This window comes from Shewanella sp. JNE2 (genome assembly GCF_023159115.1).
Classification (GTDB): Bacteria; Pseudomonadota; Gammaproteobacteria; order Enterobacterales; family Shewanellaceae; genus Shewanella; species Shewanella putrefaciens.
Map to the genome: position 1 here is coordinate 2,643,801 of NZ_CP096169.1, position 21,304 is coordinate 2,665,104.

Genomic DNA, 21,304 nt, shown 5'->3' on the forward strand with positions numbered 1-21,304 from the left:
GAAGTGTCAATAATGAAGGAATATTTATTGACTGGCATCGAGGTAAGTTTTCGCGAAGCGGATAAACACAAAAGCCCTAGCGGTTTAGGCTAGGGCTTTTGTGTTTATTTGGGCGCTTGGCGATGACCTACTCTCACATGGGGAGACCCCACACTACCATCGGCGCGATTGCGTTTCACTTCTGAGTTCGGGATGGGATCAGGTGGTTCCACAATGCTATTGTCACCAAGCATATTCGGTTTTAAACAAGGTATCAGGGCGCGCTTTGCGCTTTTAGGACCTAGAACCTAGGACCTGCTGTACCTTATTTAATAATTCGGAAAACTGATTGTTTTTTGAGTTCAAGTACACGGATGTACTGTGTGTCATAAATGCAGGAGCATTTTATGACCACACTTTATTAAGTGTTTATATTCTGTCTAAGGCTTCTTTGTAAAACCCATCTGGGTTGTATGGTTAAGCCTCTCGAGTCATTAGTACATGTTAGCTCAACGCCTCACAACGCTTACACACCATGCCTATCAACGTCCTAGTCTCGAACGGCTCTTTAGTGGACTTATAGTCCAAGGGATGACTCATCTTGGGGCTCGCTTCCCGCTTAGATGCTTTCAGCGGTTATCGATTCCGAACGTAGCTACCGGGCAATGCCATTGGCATGACAACCCGAACACCAGCGGTTCGTTCACTCCGGTCCTCTCGTACTAGGAGCAACTCCCCTCAATCATCCAACGCCCACGGCAGATAGGGACCGAACTGTCTCACGACGTTCTGAACCCAGCTCGCGTACCACTTTAAATGGCGAACAGCCATACCCTTGGGACCGACTTCAGCCCCAGGATGTGATGAGCCGACATCGAGGTGCCAAACACCGCCGTCGATATGAACTCTTGGGCGGTATCAGCCTGTTATCCCCGGAGTACCTTTTATCCGTTGAGCGATGGCCCTTCCATTCAGAACCACCGGATCACTATGACCTACTTTCGTACCTGCTCGACGTGTATGTCTCGCAGTTAAGCTGGCTTATGCCATTGCACTAACCGTACGATGTCCGACCGTACTTAGCCAACCTTCGTGCTCCTCCGTTACTCTTTGGGAGGAGACCGCCCCAGTCAAACTACCCACCAGGCACTGTCCCTAACCCCGATTAGGGGTCTAGGTTAGAACATCAAAACTACAAGGGTGGTATTTCAAGGACGACTCCATCAGGACTAGCGTCCCAACTTCATAGTCTCCCACCTATCCTACACATGTAGGTTCAATGTTCAGTGCCAAGCTATAGTAAAGGTTCACGGGGTCTTTCCGTCTAGCCGCGGGTATACGGCATCTTCACCGCAATTTCAACTTCACTGAGTCTCGGCTGGAGACAGCGTGGCCATCATTACGCCATTCGTGCAGGTCGGAACTTACCCGACAAGGAATTTCGCTACCTTAGGACCGTTATAGTTACGGCCGCCGTTTACCGGGGCTTCGATCATGAGCTTCTCTTGCGATAACCCAATCAATTAACCTTCCGGCACCGGGCAGGCGTCACACCGTATACTTCCTCTTGCGAGTTTGCACAGTGCTGTGTTTTTGATAAACAGTTGCAGCCACCTGGTATCTGCGACTCCCGTCAGCTTAGAGAGCAAGTCTCATCACCAACAGGAGCGTACCTTCTCCCGAAGTTACGGTACCATTTTGCCTAGTTCCTTCAGCCGAGTTCTCTCAAGCGCCTTGGTATTCTCTACCCGACCACCTGTGTCGGTTTGGGGTACGATTCCCGCTAACCTGAAGCTTAGAAGATTTTCCTGGAAGCATGGCATCAACTACTTCAGTCCCTTAGGACCTCGTCATCAGCTCTCAGTGTATAGCAACCCGGATTTGCCTAAGTCACCCACCTACCACCTTAAACGCGGACTACCAACGCCGCGCTAGCCTAGCCTTCTCCGTCTCTCCATCGCAGTTAGCGGAAGTACAGAAATATTAATCTGTTTCCCATCGATTACGCCTTTCGGCCTCACCTTAGGGGTCGACTCACCCTGCCCCGATTAACGTTGGACAGGAACCCTTGGTCTTTCGGCGAGGGGGTTTTTCACCCCCTTTATCGTTACTCATGTCAGCATTCGCACTTCTGATACCTCCAGCGTGGGTTACCCCTTCACCTTCAACGGCTTACAGAACGCTCCTCTACCGCGCAACCCTAATGGGCTGCACCCGTAGCTTCGGTGGTATGTTTAGCCCCGTTACATCTTCCGCGCAGGCCGACTCGACTAGTGAGCTATTACGCTTTCTTTAAATGATGGCTGCTTCTAAGCCAACATCCTAGCTGTCTAAGCCTTCCCACATCGTTTCCCACTTAACATACACTTTGGGACCTTAGCTGACGGTCTGGGTTGTTTCCCTTTTGACGACGGACGTTAGCACCCGCCGTCTGTCTCCCGAGTAGTACTCATTGGTATTCGGAGTTTGCAAAGGGTTGGTAAGTCGGGATGACCCCCTAGCCTTAACAGTGCTCTACCCCCAATGGTATTCGCTCGAGGCGCTACCTAAATAGCTTTCGAGGAGAACCAGATATCTCCCGGTTTGATTGGCCTTTCACCCCCAGCCACAAGTCATCCGCTAATTTTTCAACATTAGTCGGTTCGGTCCTCCAGTTGATGTTACTCAACCTTCAACCTGCCCATGGCTAGATCACCGGGTTTCGGGTCTACACCTTGCAACTAAACGCGCAGTTAACACTCGGTTTCCCTACGGCTCCGCTATTCGCTTAACCTCGCTACAAAATGTAAGTCGCTGACCCATTATACAAAAGGTACGCAGTCACGGTCTCAAGGACCGCTCCCACTGCTTGTACGTATACGGTTTCAGGTTCTATTTCACTCCCCTCACAGGGGTTCTTTTCGCCTTTCCCTCACGGTACTGGTTCACTATCGGTCAGTCAGGAGTATTTAGCCTTGGAGGATGGTCCCCCCATATTCAAACAGGATGTCACGTGTCCCGCCTTACTCGTTTTCATCTACGGTTAGTTTTCGTGTACGGGGCTATCACCCTGTGCCGCTGGACTTTCCAGACCATTCCACTAACACCCCATAGACTTAAGGGCTAATCCCCGTTCGCTCGCCGCTACTAGGGGAATCTCGGTTGATTTCTTTTCCTAAGGGTACTTAGATGTTTCAGTTCCCCTCGTTCGCCTCATGTAGCTATGTATTCACTACATGATGACCGCTTATGCGGCCGGGTTCCCCCATTCGGACATCGTTAGCTCAAATGCTTGTTACTAGCTCGCCAACGCTTTTCGCAAGTTACTACGTCCTTCATCGCCTCTGACTGCCAAGGCATCCACCGTATACGCTTAGTCGCTTAACCATACAACCCAAATGAGTTTCACTTGAATTGTTGCGACCAGCTGGTTTTACTTGTCTCACTTCTGACCAAAGAAGTGGACGCGCCTTAGACTTGAATATTCAAGACACTTAATAAAGTGTTTGAGAACTCAATGTTCAATGCTTTCGCATTAAACTTTTTTCGTATCAACACAACGACAGACATCATTGTGTTTAATACTATCAGCTTTCCAAATTGTTAAAGAGCGGGCTTAAAAAAGCCAAAGATAATTTTTAAGTTTATCTTTGGCATCTCTAACCATAATGCAGTAAATGGTGGAGCTATGCGGGATCGAACCGCAGACCTCCTGCGTGCAAGGCAGGCGCTCTCCCAGCTGAGCTATAGCCCCATTTACATGCAGTGCGAGTAAATAAGATGTTCCAAACCTCTTAAAGGATTGGTTTGCCAATCATTTCTTATCAAGGCGGACAGTGGCGACGTTTAGTTCACTAAACGAGTCACTTTCCAACGCTGAGAAGGAAGGATTGGTGGGTCAGAGTGGACTTGAACCACCGACCTCACCCTTATCAGGGGTGCGCTCTAACCAGCTGAGCTACAGACCCATCTTATTGATAAATCTACAACCATCCAGAACCACCGACCTCACCCTACTCTTTATGAGGGGATTGGGGTGCTAACCAGTTAAGCTACAGACCCATCTTATTGATAAATCTACAACCATCTAGAACCACCGACCTCACCCTACTCTTTATGAGGGGATTGGGGTGCTAACCAGCTGAGCTACAGACCCATCTTTTACTCTTTCTTCTATCAAGCAAATCTGTGTGAACACTCAAAAGCATCGAGTTAGTCGTATAGGTAAGGAGGTGATCCAGCCCCAGGTTCCCCTAGGGCTACCTTGTTACGACTTCACCCCAGTCATGAACCACAAAGTGGTGAGCGCCCCCCCGAAGGTTAAGCTACCCACTTCTTTTGCAGCCCACTCCCATGGTGTGACGGGCGGTGTGTACAAGGCCCGGGAACGTATTCACCGTGGCATTCTGATCCACGATTACTAGCGATTCCGACTTCATGGAGTCGAGTTGCAGACTCCAATCCGGACTACGACGAGCTTTGTGAGATTAGCTCCACCTCGCGGCTTTGCAACCCTCTGTACTCGCCATTGTAGCACGTGTGTAGCCCTACTCGTAAGGGCCATGATGACTTGACGTCGTCCCCACCTTCCTCCGGTTTATCACCGGCAGTCTCCCTAGAGTTCCCACCATTACGTGCTGGCAAATAAGGATAGGGGTTGCGCTCGTTGCGGGACTTAACCCAACATTTCACAACACGAGCTGACGACAGCCATGCAGCACCTGTCTCACGGTTCCCGAAGGCACTAAGCTATCTCTAGCCAATTCCGTGGATGTCAAGAGTAGGTAAGGTTCTTCGCGTTGCATCGAATTAAACCACATGCTCCACCGCTTGTGCGGGCCCCCGTCAATTCATTTGAGTTTTAACCTTGCGGCCGTACTCCCCAGGCGGTCTACTTAATGCGTTAGCTTGAGAGCCCAGTGTTCAAGACACCAAACTCCGAGTAGACATCGTTTACGGCGTGGACTACCAGGGTATCTAATCCTGTTTGCTCCCCACGCTTTCGTGCATGAGCGTCAGTCTTTGTCCAGGGGGCCGCCTTCGCCACCGGTATTCCTCCAGATCTCTACGCATTTCACCGCTACACCTGGAATTCTACCCCCCTCTACAAGACTCTAGTTCGCCAGTTCGAAATGCTATTCCTAGGTTGAGCCCAGGGCTTTCACATCTCGCTTAACAAACCGCCTGCGCACGCTTTACGCCCAGTAATTCCGATTAACGCTCGGACCCTCCGTATTACCGCGGCTGCTGGCACGGAGTTAGCCGGTCCTTCTTCTGTAGGTAACGTCACAGATGAGCCGTATTAAGACTCACCCTTTCCTCCCTACTGAAAGTGCTTTACAACCCGAAGGCCTTCTTCACACACGCGGCATGGCTGCATCAGGGTTTCCCCCATTGTGCAATATTCCCCACTGCTGCCTCCCGTAGGAGTCTGGGCCGTGTCTCAGTCCCAGTGTGGCTGATCATCCTCTCAGAACAGCTAGGGATCGTCGCCTTGGTGAGCCATTACCTCACCAACTAGCTAATCCCACCTAGGTTCATCCAATCGCGGAAGGCCCGAAGGTCCCCTCCTTTCCCCCGTAGGGCGTATGCGGTATTAGCAGTCGTTTCCAACTGTTATCCCCCTCGACTGGGCAGATCCCTAGGCATTACTCACCCGTCCGCCGCTCGCCACCTCAGGAGTAAACTCCCTTGTGCTGCCGCTCGACTTGCATGTGTTAGGCCTGCCGCCAGCGTTCAATCTGAGCCATGATCAAACTCTTCAATTAAAGTTTTGTTGTTTGACTTACGTCAAACGGCTCAATGAATTCTGATTTTTTGTTTCTCGCACTCCTTATAAAAGAAGGGCTGAAACAAACTGTACATATTGCTATGAACACTCAATCACCTAAGTGACTTGAAGACATTGATTTAATTCTTTGACTGCCAACCCTAAGGTTAAGCAGTTTCGATTAACTCAACACCTGTGAGTGTCCACACAGATTTGCTTGATATATTGTTAAAGAGCATGATTAGCGGCTTATTCAGCGTTTAACCTTGACCCCGCTGGGTCAGTGGATGCGCATTATAGGGATGGCAGATTTTATCGCAACCCCTTTTTAGCGAATAATGACGAAAAACGCTTCAAGCGCACACTTTTTAAACTAAATGTATATTTAATCAACCCTATTGCTGAGTTTAGGGTGAAATCTAAGCTAGGTTTTCAAGTAATCAGGTACATCAGCAATACTATCGAGCACTATTGTTGCATCACTACTGTCTGCAATCACTTTACCGCTACGCACTAATATACGTGTTGGCACACCTGCCGCTTTTGCCGCCTGCATATCATCAGCTTTATCACCCACCATCACTGACTGTGATAAGTCGACTTTTAAGAATTTAGCGGCATCGTTAAGCATACCAGGCTTGGGTTTACGGCAATCACAATCAACTTTATATTCACCCATCCCCTTTTCTGCATGGTGCGGGCAGTAGTAGATGCCATCGAGATCAACCCCTTTATCGGCAAAGTTCCAATCCATCCACTCTGTTAAACTGTGAAACTGATCTTCACTGTACATACCGCGGGCTATACCGGATTGGTTAGTGACGACGACTAACTTGTAGCCCATTTTTTTTAATGCGAGACATGCTTCGAACACACCTTCGATATATTCAAAATCATCAACTTGATGTACATAACCATGATCTTTATTGATAACACCATCACGGTCTAAAAAAACGGCTCGATTGACTGCAACCACAGTACTTACTCCACTCAAAACATCGCCTAAGGCGTTCTGTTGGGTATTATTTCATTCATTGCAATAAATTGCACCGCGAAGTTCACCTTTACTTCGATGGGCCCCATACAGAGGAACTCATGCTTAGAAGCAATAGGTGCTTAGAAGCAATAGGGTTTAGTGATGCTACGCAAAAGGATATCTAACACGGAAAATCTCAACTCAGCGGTAAAGAAGGTTAAAACATACACTTTATATCGTTAAATCCATCTCATTATCCATGTACTCAATCGAGCATGCCCCTTTATTTGTGGTGTTTTTAGCGGTAACCTTGGGCGGATAATGAAAGAACAGCCGAAAATAGACGGAAAAATGAGTCGAACTACGCCTATAGTCCACAAAACCCGCACTCAGTTAGTTGTAGAAGCGCTCAGAGAGAAAATTCTTTCAGGGGACATAGCCGCAGGAGAACCGCTCAGACAAAGTGCTTTAGCTGAAGCCTTACATGTGAGTAGGATCCCAGTAAGAGAAGCATTAGTGCAACTCGAAGCGGAAGGGTTAGTCAAATTCGAACCGCATAAGGGTGCAACTGCAACCGTATTATCCGTCGAACAAGTTACTGAACTCTTTGAATTACGAGCAATGATTGAAACGGATCTGCTTGCAAAGGCAATTCCGCAACTCCAAGAACAAGATTTAATTAAAGCAGAACAGGTACTTGAGCAATTGGAATCGGCCTTTAAACATGAAGATGCCGTCGCCAGTTGGAGCGAGCTAAATACACAATTTCACACTTGTTTATATCAAGCCGCTAATCGCCCACATACCCTTGAGGTCGTCCACGGCCTTAATACAAACTGCGATAGATATATTCGTTTGCAATTGTTGTTAGCAGGGGGGATTCCTGCTGCAGAGCATGAGCACCGTGCCCTGCTCAACCATTGCAAATTAAGAGAAACAGAGAAAGCAACGGCGTTACTGCGACATCATATTTTGCATGCCGCGATGACTATCCGCGAGCTTGTCGCCAAACAGGTGGACTAGATCACGGACAGTTATTGGTTATACCGATAAGCTTTGTTGTCGATTCAAGGCAGCACTTCAAGTTCTGCCTTTTTTATTTGAGAGAAACTACCATGCAGTACGCCACTATCACAGGTTGGGGCAAGTGTGTCCCCCCCGCAACCTTGACTAACGATGATCTTGCAACTTTTATCGAAACGTCCGATGAATGGATTAAATCGCGCACAGGGATCAGTCAACGTCATATCAGCCATGTGAATACCTCTGAACTGGCATCCGTTGCCGCAAAGCGAGCCCTTGCAGCAGCGGGTATCGATGGCAGTGAGATAGATATGATCATTCTGGCAAGTGCCAGTCCAGATACATTAATCCCCAATATTGCATCGACGGTACAAGCCAATATTGGTTCAAACTGCGCTGCATTTGATATCAACGCAGCCTGTAGCGGTTTTCTATACGGCTTAGGTTTAGCGAGCTCTCAAATTAAAAGCGGCCAGAGCAAAAAAGTTTTAGTGATCGGGGCTGAACGCCTATCTTTCTATTTAGATTGGTCGCGCCGTGAAACCGCAGTACTATTTGGTGATGGTGCGGGTGCAGTTGTAGTAGAAGCCTCAACTATTCCAGGTGGTGTGCTTGGTTATGAGCTTAATAATGACCCTGATGGCCGTGATATTCTAAAAGCGGGTTTCGGTACCGCTATGGATAGATTCTCCGCCGAATCTTTAGATTTTTATATTCAATTTGATGGGCAAGAAATCTTTAAACGCGCCATTAATGGTATGAACAAGTTAAGCACTCAAGTGCTTGAAAAATGTGGTGTAGATAAAGACGAGGTCGATTTAGTCATTCCGCATCAAGCGAATGAACGTATTATCGATACACTTGTCAGTCGAATGAAAATCCCGAAAGAAAAAGCCTTTGTGAATATTGCTAACTATGGCAATACCTCAGCGGCGACGATTCCGATTGCCATTTGTGACGCCTTGGAAAAAGAACTTATCAAGCCACATCAAACCATACTGTCATGCGCTTTTGGGGCCGGATTAACTTCAGCAGCACTTCTTCTTCAATGGGGGGAGCGAGTGAAGCCGCTCAATATAAGTGATGCAGAGTTACCTCCTTGCGATCAAAGTGGTATTGAACTGGTCAAACGTGCGGTTGATTATTTTTGTAACTAAGTTTTGGCCAATTAGATTAATCACCACTTCCAAAAAAGCCATCCGATGATGGCTTTTTTAATCACTAAAATCACGTACAAAAAAGGATGCGACACTCTTCCTGATAAAGCAATGAAAGACAGTCTACAAATGCGAACGTACAACAAACATAATCATCTAGTTAACCTTATGAAAAGCGAGATAATAACAAACAACATCAGGAAGATTGCTGCATTAGCTCAGCCACTTTGAGCTGCCTTGCCCCATCCATTGCAGCCACCTGCGCGAGTAACAGTTCAGCGCAAGCTAAGGCATCAGTCAATGCGCTATGGGCTGAATAGACTGGTAAACCATAACGCTCACGGCAAGCACCAAGGCGTAAACTACCTTCTTTAATAGCATGATGTCCTCGTAACAATCGACGCTTTTCAAGCATTAAGGTATCTATCGAGGGTAAAAATACCGCTTGATGATAAATAGCCAAAATATCCTGCTGTAAAAATCGGCAATCTAATGGGGAATGATGCGCAACCAACACTCTGCCACGTGTTTTAGCAATAAACCATGCCATGGCGTCTTCAATGGTGACTGCTTGTACTAAATGATTATCGAGAATGCCGTGAATAGTGGCACTTTGGCCAACGCTGCCCCGAATTTGCACTAACTTTTGCTGTGCCCCCTCAAGTGGGATCACGCCGTGTTCAATAGGCACGAGACCTATACTGAGTATTTGATCTTGCAAAGGATCGAGCCCCGTCATCTCTAAATCCATCGCCATTAAAGGGGCTTCGGATACAGGCATCGAGAGTAAAGGCACAAGTGATTGATAATAATCTTTGAACAGTTGATGCTGACAGCGCAGAGCCCGCCAATTTAATCGCATCTTCATCAACAGAATACTCACCTAAAAGCTCCGCATAAATTTCATTTTCATGCCAGATTGAGCATCATGTACCACCTTAAAGGCGTCCCGTAATTGGTGGCGAACTAATGATGATAAATGACCAGGTAACAAGTAGTTACTCACTTTTTGTCCCTGAGTATATTGGTAACCTTGATTAGCTAAGCGCATATGGGCGATAAACTCGTGGGCATCGGCCAAATTGAGTGCATCCTTACGATTGAGGATATTGGCATCCATCAAAGCGCGAATACGTTTGGCTGTATTGACTTCTTTTATGCCCGCTGACAGCGCATAGACACGGGCGATATCATTAATTAATGCATTACCTTTATGTTTTAAATCAATACCTTTTACTTCACTACCATCACGCTCGAGCACAAATGTGCGGAAAAAACCTAAGGGGGGAGATTCAATCAACGAATTCCCCGTCATTCCCGCAAGAAAGATATCGTTATCACGGGTTTGCGCTAATACTTTATCCTGCAATGCATCAAATAAGGTCTGTGGCCCATAAACCGAGCGCATATCAAAAAAAATACTGGCATGCATTAACGCTTTAGGTTCTGGGGTTATCACCCACTTTTCAAATAGGTGTTGCCATTGTTTTAGTGACATTCGCCATTGTGGATTTTGTGCCATGATATTACCTGGACAAAAAACATAGCCACACTGATCTAACCCAGAACATACCGCATGGGTAAGCGCATCAAAATATCCCTTCGCATAGTCATCCATTTCTTCTGCAACCAGTAGACCATTATCTTGATCCGAACATGCAGCTTGATCCTGTCGACCTTGAGAGCCGAACGCTAACCAACAAAAAGCCATCGGTGGATCACCAAGAAGCTGCTGATTAAGCACGATTAACCGCCGCGTCAGTGCATCGGTAACCGAAGTCAATACACGTCCAATTTCTTCAGCCCTAGCATCGGCACTGATTAAATTCTGCAGCAATAGTGGAATTTGCTTACTGACAGAGATTAAGCTCGCCAGATCCTGCTGACGCTCAATTTCCCCAATAAGCAACAGCGGCTGAGAACCTTGTCCACGCAAGATATCGGTACTGGTTACCATGCCAATAGCCTTACCTTCATCAATAATAGGTAAATGATGAATATTATGCTCACTCATCAATAGCATAGCTTCAAAAATTAATGCATTCGACGAAATAGAAATCGGTGAAACCGTCATTGCTTGATGTACAGCTAGGCGACCATCGAGGCCTACTGCCAATACTCGATTACGTAAATCCTTATCCGTTAAAATACCCACTAATTTATGATTATCCGTCACCAACAAAGAAGATACGCGCGCATTTCGCATCAGGAGTGCAGCTTGGGTAACACTGGCATGGGCATCAATCATAATAGGATCGGAAGACATTAACGTACTGATACGACTTGTTGTCGTGAGATCTTTTGCTTTAAAACGCGCCTCATGCCGAAGACGCTTTGCAAAAGCTCGGGTGAAAAACTTATCGAAATGTCGGCTCTCACTCCTTAATTGATCAAACAAAGATTGCGGTAGATGATAAACCAGACCATCCTCCAGTATTGCCACTTTGTTAACAACCTTCTCCCCCGACAGCAGTGTAGAAAAACCAAAAAATTCACCTTCACCCACTCTATCAACTAACACGCCTTCAGGATCTCTCACCTCAAAAGCACCACTGCGTACTATATATAGTTTCGGTGCATTGGCATCGAAGCTAACATAGCCCGAAGCCTTACTGTAATAACCTATGGTGATTGCCTTAGCACAACGTAAAACCACCTCATCAGGTAAGGTATCAAAGGGAACTAACCCCTTGAGAAATTGCACTACGGGTTGTAATTCACTCGCATTCATAGGCAACACCTTATTTTTAATCTGATATTCTCACCACTATAGCCCGCATTGCAGGTGAGCTACATTCGACTAAAGTCAGGCCAAGGCTAAAAAGCAAAAGAGCGCCGAAGCGCTCTTTATTTTCAACTATGTACTCGTCTTACTAGTGGCCACTCGCCTCGCTCGAACCTTTAGGGAAACGAATAGACTCAACCATTTCCTGTACATGTAATGGTGTTGCAGCTGTCACTTTACTAACGATTGCCGCGACTGCAAAGTTGACTACCATTCCAACCATACCGATACCCTCAGGTGAAATACCTAAGAACCAGTTCGCTGGTACGTTTGCCGTAGGATTAACAAACTTAAAGTAGATGATATAAGCCGCGGTAAACAGTAAACCTATTACCATACCCGCAATGGCACCTTCTTTATTCATTTTCTTAGAGAAGATCCCCATGACAATGGCAGGGAACAAGGACGATGCCGCCAAACCGAAGGCAAAAGCCACCACTGCAGCCACAAAGCCTGGAGGATTCACACCAAAGTAACCCGCAATTACAATCCCAATACCTGCGGCTAAACGTGCATATAACAGCTCTTTCTTGTCCGATAAATTCGGCATGAAATTCTTTTTAAGCAGATCGTGTGATACTGAGGTTGAAATCACCAACAATAAACCTGCCGAAGTCGATAACGCTGCTGCTAAACCACCAGCAGCGACTAATGCAATAACCCACGCAGGTAAGTTTGCAATTTCAGGTGTGGCTAATACGATGATATCGTTATCAATTTTCATCTCATTACGACTTGCTGGGTCTTCAAACTTACCAGCAGCATAATATAACTTACCATCAGCATTCTTATCGTCCCACTTAATAAGACCCGTTTTCTCCCAGTTTTTAATCCAACCAGGGGCAGTCTCATAGGCAACACCATTAGCATCAGAGCCATTGATGGTTTCAATCATATTCACGCGAGAGAACGCCGCTAATGCAGGTACAGTGGTATACATGATAGAGATAAACACCAGTGCCCAACCAGCTGAAATACGCGCATCTTTTACACTAGGTACAGTGAAAAAACGAACGATAACATGGGGTAAACCGGCAGTTCCAACCATCAGAGCACCCGTAATGCAGAACACATCAATCATGCTTTTCGAGCCATCGGTATAAGGTGCAAACCCCAAATCAGCAGAGAGGTTATTTAACTTATCGAGTAAATAGACACCCGTATTATTACCCGCGGCATCAATCAGTTCAGCGCCAAAACCAATTTGCGGAATAATATGGCCCGTCATCATCACCGAGAGGAAGATTGCTGGCACCATAAAAGCGAAAATCAATACACAATATTGAGCAACCTGAGTATAGGTAATCCCTTTCATTCCGCCGAGTACGGCATAAAAGAACACCACTGCCATACCAATGTATACACCAGTGTCAACTTCCACTTCGAGGAAGCGTGAAAATACCACGCCCACACCCCGCATTTGCCCTGCAATATAAGTAAAACAAATGAAGATGGCGCAGATAACCGCAACAGTTCGTGCCGCCTGAGAGTAATAACGCTCCCCAATAAAATCTGGCACAGTAAATTTACCAAACTTACGTAAATACGGCGCCATACACAGGGCTAATAATACATAACCGCCAGTCCAACCCATTAGGTAAACGCTGCCGTCGTAACCGACGAAAGACACAATACCTGCTAATGAAATAAATGACGCAGCTGACATCCAATCTGCCGCCGTCGCCATACCATTAACCACAGGATGCACACCACCACCGGCAACATAAAACTCTTTTGTTGAGCCCGCACGTGACCAAATTGCAATCCCGATGTAGAGCGCAAATGAAAGCCCTACGATAAGATACGTTAATCCTTGAACACCCATTCCAATTCCCCTTAGTCTTCTTGTACGTTATATTTTTTATCTAAGGCGTTGGCTTTTGCCGCATAGACAAAAATAAGCACAACGAATACATACATAGCTCCCTGTTGTGCAAACCAGAAACCTAATCTGAATCCCATGAAATGGATTTCATTCAGAACATCAACCAATAAAATACCGCACCCAAATGATACTGCGGCCCAAATAGCTAATAAGCTAAGGACGAGACGTAAATTCTCGCGCCAGTAGCCTTTTGCTTTTTCGTTATTTTCAAAACCCATAGCGACTCCCCTGTGCTGTTTTAATTTTAAGTCATGTTTAATCTAGCAATCGCTGGTGTGAGCACAATCACGACTTTCGTCTAAGTCGTGATTCAAAACATTGTCTGCAAATAGCGAATAGAAACAAATTCAAAGAGTTAACAATGGCATTACATTTTGATACGGTTTTAACTTTTTTAACAGGTTAGACCAATGTCGAACAAGAATGAGTGATATGTGAATGGAGAAAGAGGATTTGCAACCAATAAATAGAAATAACTTATTGTCTGAACTAGGGAAATTAGAAATTTAAATGAGCTTTAATACGACTCTAGACTGGCTGAAAATCAGATGATTTGAGATTTTTAGCCTAAATTATTGAGAATTTTAATAATGAGTTTCGCAATCAATTAGAGACGTTACATCTCTCATCAAACCTAGATCAGGCCAATTACTTACCGTTTCATCATGTTATTTCGTCAAAATATCACGGTTTAATTCACCGTTACCTTGCAGGTTTACAACAAAAAATAACCCAGTCTATGCTGGGTTACTCAATCTACCTTGAGGAAATGTGACTATACGATACTCGCAAAAAGCCGCTTTCATCGCATACCATCCATCTATGAAATGTCGTTATTTCGCCGCTAAAAACTTAACTAACGCCGCCAATTCTTCAGGTGTATGCGCGGTTGACGTCAACATGTAACGGCCATTAACCAATAATGAAGGGACGCCTTTAATACCTGCAAGCTCAGCTTGAGAGTCGTAGTTCATTAGCGTGAATTGGGCATCAACTGAATTGATTGTAGCCTCTACATCCTCAGCTTTAGCACCTTGGGACACAAAAAAAGCCTTCACTTGTTCTGGGCGAGTAAATTGCTCTGCATTCACTTGGATTTGTTTAAAAATGGCACCATGGGTTTGCTTTGTCATGTTCAGTTTTTGTGCCACATAATAGGCTAACTGGCTCAATTGCCAACTTGGACGACCGGCACCAACGGGAGTACGCTCAAAATGGATCTCTTTACCGAGTAAAGTAACGGTCGATTCAATTAAGGGCTCTTGGTTATAGCAATGCGGACAGTTATAAGAAAAAAACTCTCTTAACACTGGCTGTTGTGCCTCAGAAATCCCCGTCACTGTTACATAATCTTTACCTTCCTCAAAATTAGCCGCCTGTAAGGTAAAACTGGCACTGAGTATGAACCCGAAGGCAATGGACATCAGTGGTCTAACAATAATATTTAACGTGCTCATTATACTATCTCTTTTATTTTGTCATTTGATTAAAAAAAACCATTTACCGAGCCAATCCTAGGCCATAAAAACCACCTAAGTGCCCGCTTATCCCTTAAAACGCATCCATTTTTTCAACATACTCTGAGCATATCAAAGGGGGATTCGTACTGATAACGAAAACCTAAGTCGGAGACAATTGCATCACTGAGGATCACCTTACTTGGCATAACTTGTTGATTAAATATGGGGGGAACTAAACCCAGAGACTGAGCTGCCACTGGGTAAAACTCAACCTTAGTCGGATGTTGTGGAGCACAGAGATTATAAATGGGAGCTATGGATAAGCCATGTTGGCTTGCTGTAAAAATAGCACTGACGGCCCTAACGCAGTCATTTAAGTGGACTAGATTGAGCGCCACATTAGCGCCGCTGACATCGGTTTTGCCCGCAAGAAAACGTCCAGGATGACGTTTAGGCCCAACGAGCCCAGCAAAACGCAGGATACAACTGTTAGTTTGACTGAGAAATAAAGCTTCTGCATCCAAAAGCACTTGGCTATCACTCGATTCCGCCATAGCATCCGCTTCAGTCATCAATTTATCTTGGGTTGGATACACGCCCGTAGTACTGATAAACACGATGCACTGATATTGCCAACCTTGGGTTAGGGATAAGAGTTGTTGCAACTCCTCAAGATAAGCACTATTACCACGCTTTAATCTTGGGGGAATATTGACTACGAGAAAATCAGTTTGGAATAACGCTGCCAATACCTTCGCATCGGGTTTAACGTCGCACTCATCACCTAATTGCAATGGAAAAGCTTCTATCCCAGCCGCTATCAATGGCGCAAGTTCATCAATATGACGCTTACATCCTGTCACTCGATACCCGTCTTGGACTAAATGCGTCGCTAACGCCAATCCAAACCAACCACATCCTACTACGGCAACACTTTTTGGTGAGATACCCTTATCTACTACATCAGCCATATTCGCCCCGAAGATTCAACATCAGCCGATAGAATACGGAACTTAATAGATAAGATTCAAGCCTGCAGCGCACTAAAATAAAAACTGACTCCTTTATCGACCTGTAGTGTACGAATCGCGCCCTCCGTCAACTCTTCAGCCTTGAGTGCTTTTTGCACTGTTACGCCCTCCTCACTTAAAAAACGCAATGAAGCCTCACTGCCATCCGGCTTACAAGCCCATACTTGGGGTTGTGCAACCTCTTTTGTCGTCATGATCACTTTCGCGACGGAGTCATCCGAGAGCTTAACTATCGTACCTGGGGGATAAATACCCAAAATTTTGACCAGTACAGAGATTAAGGACTCAGCGTGCTTGGCGGCTCGATTTTTAAATAAGTAGCCCAAAGCAACTTGAGGTGACGAAGCCTGCTGCCCACTGAGATGCTGATCAAAATCATTTGCAAGGGCCACAATCTGAGTCACGATGGGAATTTTATTGCCCGTTAATCCATCAGGAAAACCTGAACCATCAATAAATTCATGGTGGTGTAACACAATATTAAGCACTTCTTTGGGAAATAAGCCGCTGCGGTTGAGCATGTCATAACCAAAATTGGGGTGCATCTGCAAATAATTCGCTTCATTTGTGGTTAGAGCGCTGAGCTTTCGGCGAATATTCTCTGGCACTTTCAACTTACCAATATCGTGGAGCAAACTACCAAGGGCAATATCTCTTAACTCTCGAGGAGTTAAATCAAGGGCATGACCTATCATCATTGCAATCACCGCAACAGATACGCCATGTTGGGTGACACTCACCTCGTTTTCATCCATTCCTACCAACGTCAAGAAAGGCTGCTCCACTTCCTGTAAATGGCTCAACATCTCTTCAACTAACGTTGCCGACTGCCGATACGCCCCTTCAGGATCACTCACAATCTTACCAAACATATTGCGGCATTGATTAACCCCTTCCAAAAACCGCTTTTGGCTTAAACGCATCGCTTTGCGTGTAGCACTCTTAATATCCCGTTCCGTTTTGGGTTGTTCTTGAACTTCAATGATTTTGTTATCTGTACTAGGTTGTTCACTCTTAGTATTAACTTCGGAGAGTAAAAAAACATATGGCACCCCCAAGCCGCGGATCATTTCAATTTGAGCAGGGCTGTTTATATCTACACGATTGAATAAAAAGGGATGATTTGTCCATGACAAAGGCAACTTCACTCTCATCCCTAGCTGAAGTTCAGACAATAATAGTTTTCGTTGAGCTGCTTTTGCCACGCAATATGACTCCTTTAAAATATGCGGAAGAAAATGGATAGGCACACCATGAATCAACCAACATATTCAAGCTAAGTACATATAACTATAGATGATTAAGGAAATTCAGTAAGTAATCAGTCAAAAAATGCTTATCAAACTGGGGGGTAACACACACTATGCTAAAAACCTTATGCCAATAATGTGAAATCATTTTTAATTACAAACAGATAGATAATTTATATTTTGGGTCCAACATCCACCATTTTAGGCCAATCGGCAAGATAATAATGAAGCCGTTTCGATTTTAGAACATATAAACTGGACCAAAACAATACAAGTGCATCAAGAGCAAGGCTCCAGTGAAACATAAACTGCCCATGCGTCAATCGTTGCCCAAGCAGAACAGCATCCACCAATAACAACGGCCATAAGCCCCATTTTAGGTGTGCAAAAAAAGGGCTTAACCATTGAGGTGAACGACGACGCTCACAAAGCACTAAAATATAAAGCAGTACAGCCCCAAAGCCTGTGGCAAGGGCAAGTAAAAAGTCAGATTTTTCAGGGTAAAAAATCCGTACTAATTCAGTCCTATCATTTGCCTGTGTTAAAGATGCGATAAAAATACACCAGCCGCGGGCTAAAAAAGCTAAAATCGCGTAGAGGAAAATGGGAGGTTTGATATGGCCTTGATCATCAAGCCAAGTGATGTGACTGAAATTCAAATAGGTTTCCAATTAAAGAAGTAACTACAGTGTAAAGGTAAGATGGTGTCTATTCTGCCAATTTCAATGGTTCTTCGTCCGATACCAAATACTTAACACTGAATTAAAAAAGAGCCTTGCACCGCAAGACTCTTTTCGTATTCAACACTTGAGTGCTCTTTACGGGAGAGTGGCTGTTAGCGATTAGCCGCGAAGAGTGCTAATAGCGCCTCTTCATCAATCACCTTTACCCCCAGTTCCTGCGCTTTAGCCAGTTTTGAACCTGCCGCCTCACCTGCCACTAAACAATCGGTATTTTTGGAAACACTGCCAGCCACTTTCGCCCCAAGGGTCTGCAACTGCGCCTTAGCATCGTTACGATTAAGTTGGTTTAAGGTACCCGTTAATACCCAAGTCTGACCTTTAAGGGGTTGTGCATCCGCGCTCGGCGCTTCAATAGCAGGCCAGTGGACTCCTGCAGCAATCAAGGCATCAATCACTTCAAGATTATGGGGCTGAGCAAAAAAATGTGCTACATGCTGAGCAACAACAACGCCCACATCTTCCACTGCAGTTAACTGCTCAACAGTCGCAACGCGCAACGCATCTAAACTGGCAAAGTGCGCCGCAAGGTTTGCCGCCGTCGCCTCGCCCACTTCACGAATGCCTAAGGCATATAAGAAACGTGCAAGTGTTGTGGTTTTGGCCGCATCAATCGCTGCCGCTAAATTGGTTGCCGACTTCATGCCCATGCGATCGAGCATAGTCATCATTGAAGCGGTAAGCTTAAATAAATCTGCAGGACTTTGGACGAGTTCTTTATCAATCAATTGCTCGACGACTTTGTCGCCCATACCATCGATATCTAACGCCTTGCGGGATGCGAAATGCTTAATCGCTTCTTTACGCTGCGCTTCACAAAACAAACCGCCGCTGCAGCGAGCCACCGCCTCTCCTTCAAGGCGCTCGACTAAACTGCCGCACACAGGACAGTTGTGCGGAAAGACGATATCAGTCGCCGTTTCAGGACGTCTTTCGGGCACTATCGCCACAATTTGTGGGATAACATCGCCAGCACGGCGAATAATCACAGTATCACCGATTTTAATGCCTAAACGCTCAATCTCATCGGCATTGTGTAGCGTGGCATTAGAAACAGTTACCCCGCCTACAAATACTGGTTTTAAGCGTGCAACAGGGGTGACGGCACCGGTACGCCCTACTTGAAAATCGACACCTTCAAGTAATGTCATTTCCTCTTGAGCGGGAAACTTATAGGCAATGGCCCAACGGGGTGATTTAGCCACAAAACCTAAGCGTTGCTGTTGGGCAATATCGTTGACTTTCATCACCACACCATCGATTTCAAAGGGTAAATCGCTGCGGCGGGTAAGAATATCTTTGTAGTAGTCGAATACTTGATCTAACTCTTCGCACACTTTGATTTCGTTGCTAACGGGTAAACCCCAAGATTTTAGCTGCTGTAACTGTTCATAGTGGGTTTTGCCCAACGAATAAGAATCGGGCTCAACCACACCCAATGCATAAGCATAAAAAGCAAGTGAGCGAGAGGCCGTAATTTTACTGTCGAGTTGACGTAAACTCCCCGCCGCCGCGTTACGTGGATTGACAAACAGCTTTTCATCCTTTGCGCGCGCACGCTCATTGAGAGCCTCAAAAGCAGCCTTGGGCATAAAAGCTTCACCGCGAACTTCAACCACTTCAGGAAAATCATTGCCACGCAATTTAAGTGGAATGGATTTAATGGTCTTCACATTTTCAGTGATGTCTTCACCTACTGTTCCATCGCCACGGGTCGCTGCGCGCTCGAGTACACCATGACGATACAAAATACTAACAGCTAAACCATCGAGTTTAGGTTCACAACAAAAACTCACCTCACCGACTTTATCGGTAACGCGCTTATGAAAAGCGCTGAAGTCCGCTTCACCGAAAGCGTTATCTAAGCTCAACATAGGCTTAAGGTGAGTGATTTGATCAAACTTGGCCAGCGCCAGCCCACCGACTCGCTGGGTTGGCGAGTCGGCAACGATAAACTGAGGGAACTGCGCTTCGAGCTTTATCAAGCATTGCATCAACCTATCATACTCAGAATCAGTAATAGTTGGCGCATCATCCACATAGTAACGAATATTGTGTTCGTTCAGCGATTGGCTAAGGGCCTGCATCACCTGCTGTGCATTCTCAGGTGACATGTCGGCAGAAAGGAGTTTATCGAGTTGAATGTCTTGCATATTTTTTATCCAGATCTCTTTAGAACACAAAAATGAGGCCGCAATTGCGGCCTCATGATGTCAGAGTGATTTAATGTTAAGCATTAGCGCGAATACGGTGTAAATAATCTTGTTTAGTGAACTCGCCCCAAGGCTGGCGTTGACCGTCGAGCACGACTGCATCGATATCATCAGCGAGTTGGCGCGCTGAGTTCAGCATAATAGAAAAATTCATTAAGGCATCGCCATAGCAAGGCAAGGTCATAAAAAACACCACACCTTGAGTGCTAAATTGCTCCATATTATCGGGATCGAAGACTCCAGGCTTTAACATATTAGCGATGGAAAACAATACCTTTCCATTACCTGCATTATCAACATGGCGGTGGAAAATATTCATATCACCATATTTAAAATTTAAGGTTAAAAAGCACGGTAGTAATTCAGCACCATTTAACTGCTGCCCTTCTTTGGCGACCACATGTAATACCAAAACATCACGGGGCTCATCTAAACCTTCGTCCACGGTTTCTTCAACATACTCATCTTCTGACTCAGTATTTTCTAGATAAGCGTCTTCATCAAATAGGGCTGTTTGAGTCGGTACCGTTGTGCTTTGTGCGTGTTTTTCCTGTTCAAGCGCTTTTTGAGCGACCATCGCCGCATGGGATTGGCCTAACGGCGGGACATGACCATTTAGCACAGGTTCTTGGCGGGATACTTTAGCGCCACGCTGTTGTTCTGTCGCTAAAGGCGACTGCAAACTGAAATCCGGCTGTGGAACGGGTTCTTGCTTTATCTCAGTTGACGTTGTGTGCTTGAATAATGGTTTAGGTTCAGCTTTAACGTCTTGTTTAAGATAGGGGCTAATTGGTGGCGTCTCATGGGGATTCGACTCCCCCACCTTACGCACTCGTACAGCGCCAATACCGTCCGCATCAAATCCATCGGCATCAACACGTTTAGGCGGGCTTTCCTTATCCGCTTGTTGCTTATAAAAGTTGCCCATAGGGCTATCTTTTAATGACTTAGGTTGTTGCCTTCTGATAGACCAAAATCCATGCACCAGCACAGCAACTATGGCTATGGCGCCCAAAATGAACAAAACTAGTTGCAAATCTTCCATTGGTTACCCTG

At 45.6% G+C, this 21,304-nt stretch carries 13 protein-coding genes, 2 tRNA genes and 3 rRNA genes; 2 read left to right on the plus strand and 16 right to left on the minus strand.

Annotated features, from left to right (window positions below):
• Window positions 1–114: 114 nt before the first annotated feature.
• The 6 genes from rrf to gmhB form a co-directional block, all read right to left on the minus strand.
• A 5S ribosomal RNA gene (rrf, locus tag MZ182_RS11805) occupies window positions 115–230 on the minus strand.
• Window positions 231–452: 222 nt separating this feature from the next.
• Window positions 453–3,345: ribosomal RNA gene (locus MZ182_RS11810) — 23S ribosomal RNA — on the minus strand.
• A 291-nt stretch (window positions 3,346–3,636) separates the two neighbouring features.
• Window positions 3,637–3,712 (minus strand) — tRNA-Ala (locus MZ182_RS11815).
• A gap of 137 nt (window positions 3,713–3,849) precedes the next feature.
• Window positions 3,850–3,926 (minus strand) — tRNA-Ile (locus MZ182_RS11820).
• 257 nt (window positions 3,927–4,183) lie between these two features.
• A 16S ribosomal RNA gene (locus tag MZ182_RS11825) occupies window positions 4,184–5,726 on the minus strand.
• Together the 16S, 23S and 5S rRNA genes with 2 tRNA genes alongside form the textbook arrangement of a ribosomal RNA operon.
• 426 nt (window positions 5,727–6,152) lie before the next feature.
• Complete coding sequence (gene gmhB / locus MZ182_RS11830; protein ID WP_248067173.1) at window positions 6,153–6,704, minus strand: D-glycero-beta-D-manno-heptose 1,7-bisphosphate 7-phosphatase; 552 nt, start codon at window positions 6,702–6,704, stop codon at window positions 6,153–6,155.
• Between the two features lie 351 nt (window positions 6,705–7,055).
• Here gmhB and MZ182_RS11835 point away from each other — a divergent pair, with 351 nt between their 5' ends.
• Window positions 7,056–7,727: a GntR family transcriptional regulator gene (locus tag MZ182_RS11835; RefSeq protein WP_014610775.1), complete on the plus strand. Its 672-nt coding sequence runs from the start codon at window positions 7,056–7,058 to the stop codon at window positions 7,725–7,727.
• A 92-nt stretch (window positions 7,728–7,819) separates the two neighbouring features.
• Window positions 7,820–8,884 carry a ketoacyl-ACP synthase III gene (locus tag MZ182_RS11840; RefSeq protein ID WP_011788990.1) on the plus strand — a complete coding sequence of 355 codons (1,065 nt, stop codon included), beginning with the start codon at window positions 7,820–7,822 and terminating at the stop codon, window positions 8,882–8,884.
• Window positions 8,885–9,080: 196 nt separating this feature from the next.
• Here the strand turns inward: MZ182_RS11840 and MZ182_RS11845 are convergent, their stop codons facing one another.
• From MZ182_RS11845 to zipA, 10 genes are all read right to left on the minus strand, one after another.
• On the minus strand, window positions 9,081–9,752 hold the full coding sequence (locus tag MZ182_RS11845) for an exonuclease domain-containing protein (protein ID WP_011919484.1): 672 nt from the start codon (window positions 9,750–9,752) through the stop codon (window positions 9,081–9,083).
• Window positions 9,753–9,767: 15 nt separating this feature from the next.
• A complete protein-coding gene (locus MZ182_RS11850) occupies window positions 9,768–11,615 on the minus strand; it encodes a DUF294 nucleotidyltransferase-like domain-containing protein (RefSeq protein WP_014610777.1) in 1,848 nt (615 codons plus the stop codon).
• Window positions 11,616–11,757: 142 nt separating this feature from the next.
• Window positions 11,758–13,494, minus strand: a complete 1,737-nt coding sequence (locus tag MZ182_RS11855) for a sodium:solute symporter family protein (protein ID WP_014610778.1) — start codon at window positions 13,492–13,494, stop codon at window positions 11,758–11,760.
• Window positions 13,495–13,505: 11 nt separating this feature from the next.
• The gene (locus MZ182_RS11860) at window positions 13,506–13,772 is read right to left on the minus strand and encodes a DUF4212 domain-containing protein (protein WP_011788986.1); all 267 of its coding nucleotides are present in this window, start codon (window positions 13,770–13,772) and stop codon (window positions 13,506–13,508) included.
• A 615-nt stretch (window positions 13,773–14,387) separates the two neighbouring features.
• A complete protein-coding gene (locus MZ182_RS11865) occupies window positions 14,388–15,011 on the minus strand; it encodes a thiol:disulfide interchange protein DsbA/DsbL (protein ID WP_248067171.1) in 624 nt (207 codons plus the stop codon).
• A 113-nt stretch (window positions 15,012–15,124) separates the two neighbouring features.
• On the minus strand, window positions 15,125–15,985 hold the full coding sequence (locus tag MZ182_RS11870) for an SDR family NAD(P)-dependent oxidoreductase (protein ID WP_248067169.1): 861 nt from the start codon (window positions 15,983–15,985) through the stop codon (window positions 15,125–15,127).
• Window positions 15,986–16,041: 56 nt separating this feature from the next.
• Window positions 16,042–17,250, minus strand: coding sequence for an HD-GYP domain-containing protein (locus MZ182_RS11875; protein ID WP_248067167.1), 1,209 nt, complete (start codon window positions 17,248–17,250; stop codon window positions 16,042–16,044).
• A 218-nt stretch (window positions 17,251–17,468) separates the two neighbouring features.
• Window positions 17,469–17,954, minus strand: coding sequence for a DUF2919 domain-containing protein (locus MZ182_RS11880; protein ID WP_082785981.1), 486 nt, complete (start codon window positions 17,952–17,954; stop codon window positions 17,469–17,471).
• Window positions 17,955–18,130: 176 nt separating this feature from the next.
• Complete coding sequence (gene ligA / locus MZ182_RS11885; protein ID WP_248067165.1) at window positions 18,131–20,188, minus strand: NAD-dependent DNA ligase LigA; 2,058 nt, start codon at window positions 20,186–20,188, stop codon at window positions 18,131–18,133.
• Window positions 20,189–20,264: 76 nt separating this feature from the next.
• Window positions 20,265–21,293, minus strand: coding sequence for a cell division protein ZipA (gene zipA / locus MZ182_RS11890; protein ID WP_248067163.1), 1,029 nt, complete (start codon window positions 21,291–21,293; stop codon window positions 20,265–20,267).
• Between the last annotated feature and the right edge of the window lie 11 nt (window positions 21,294–21,304).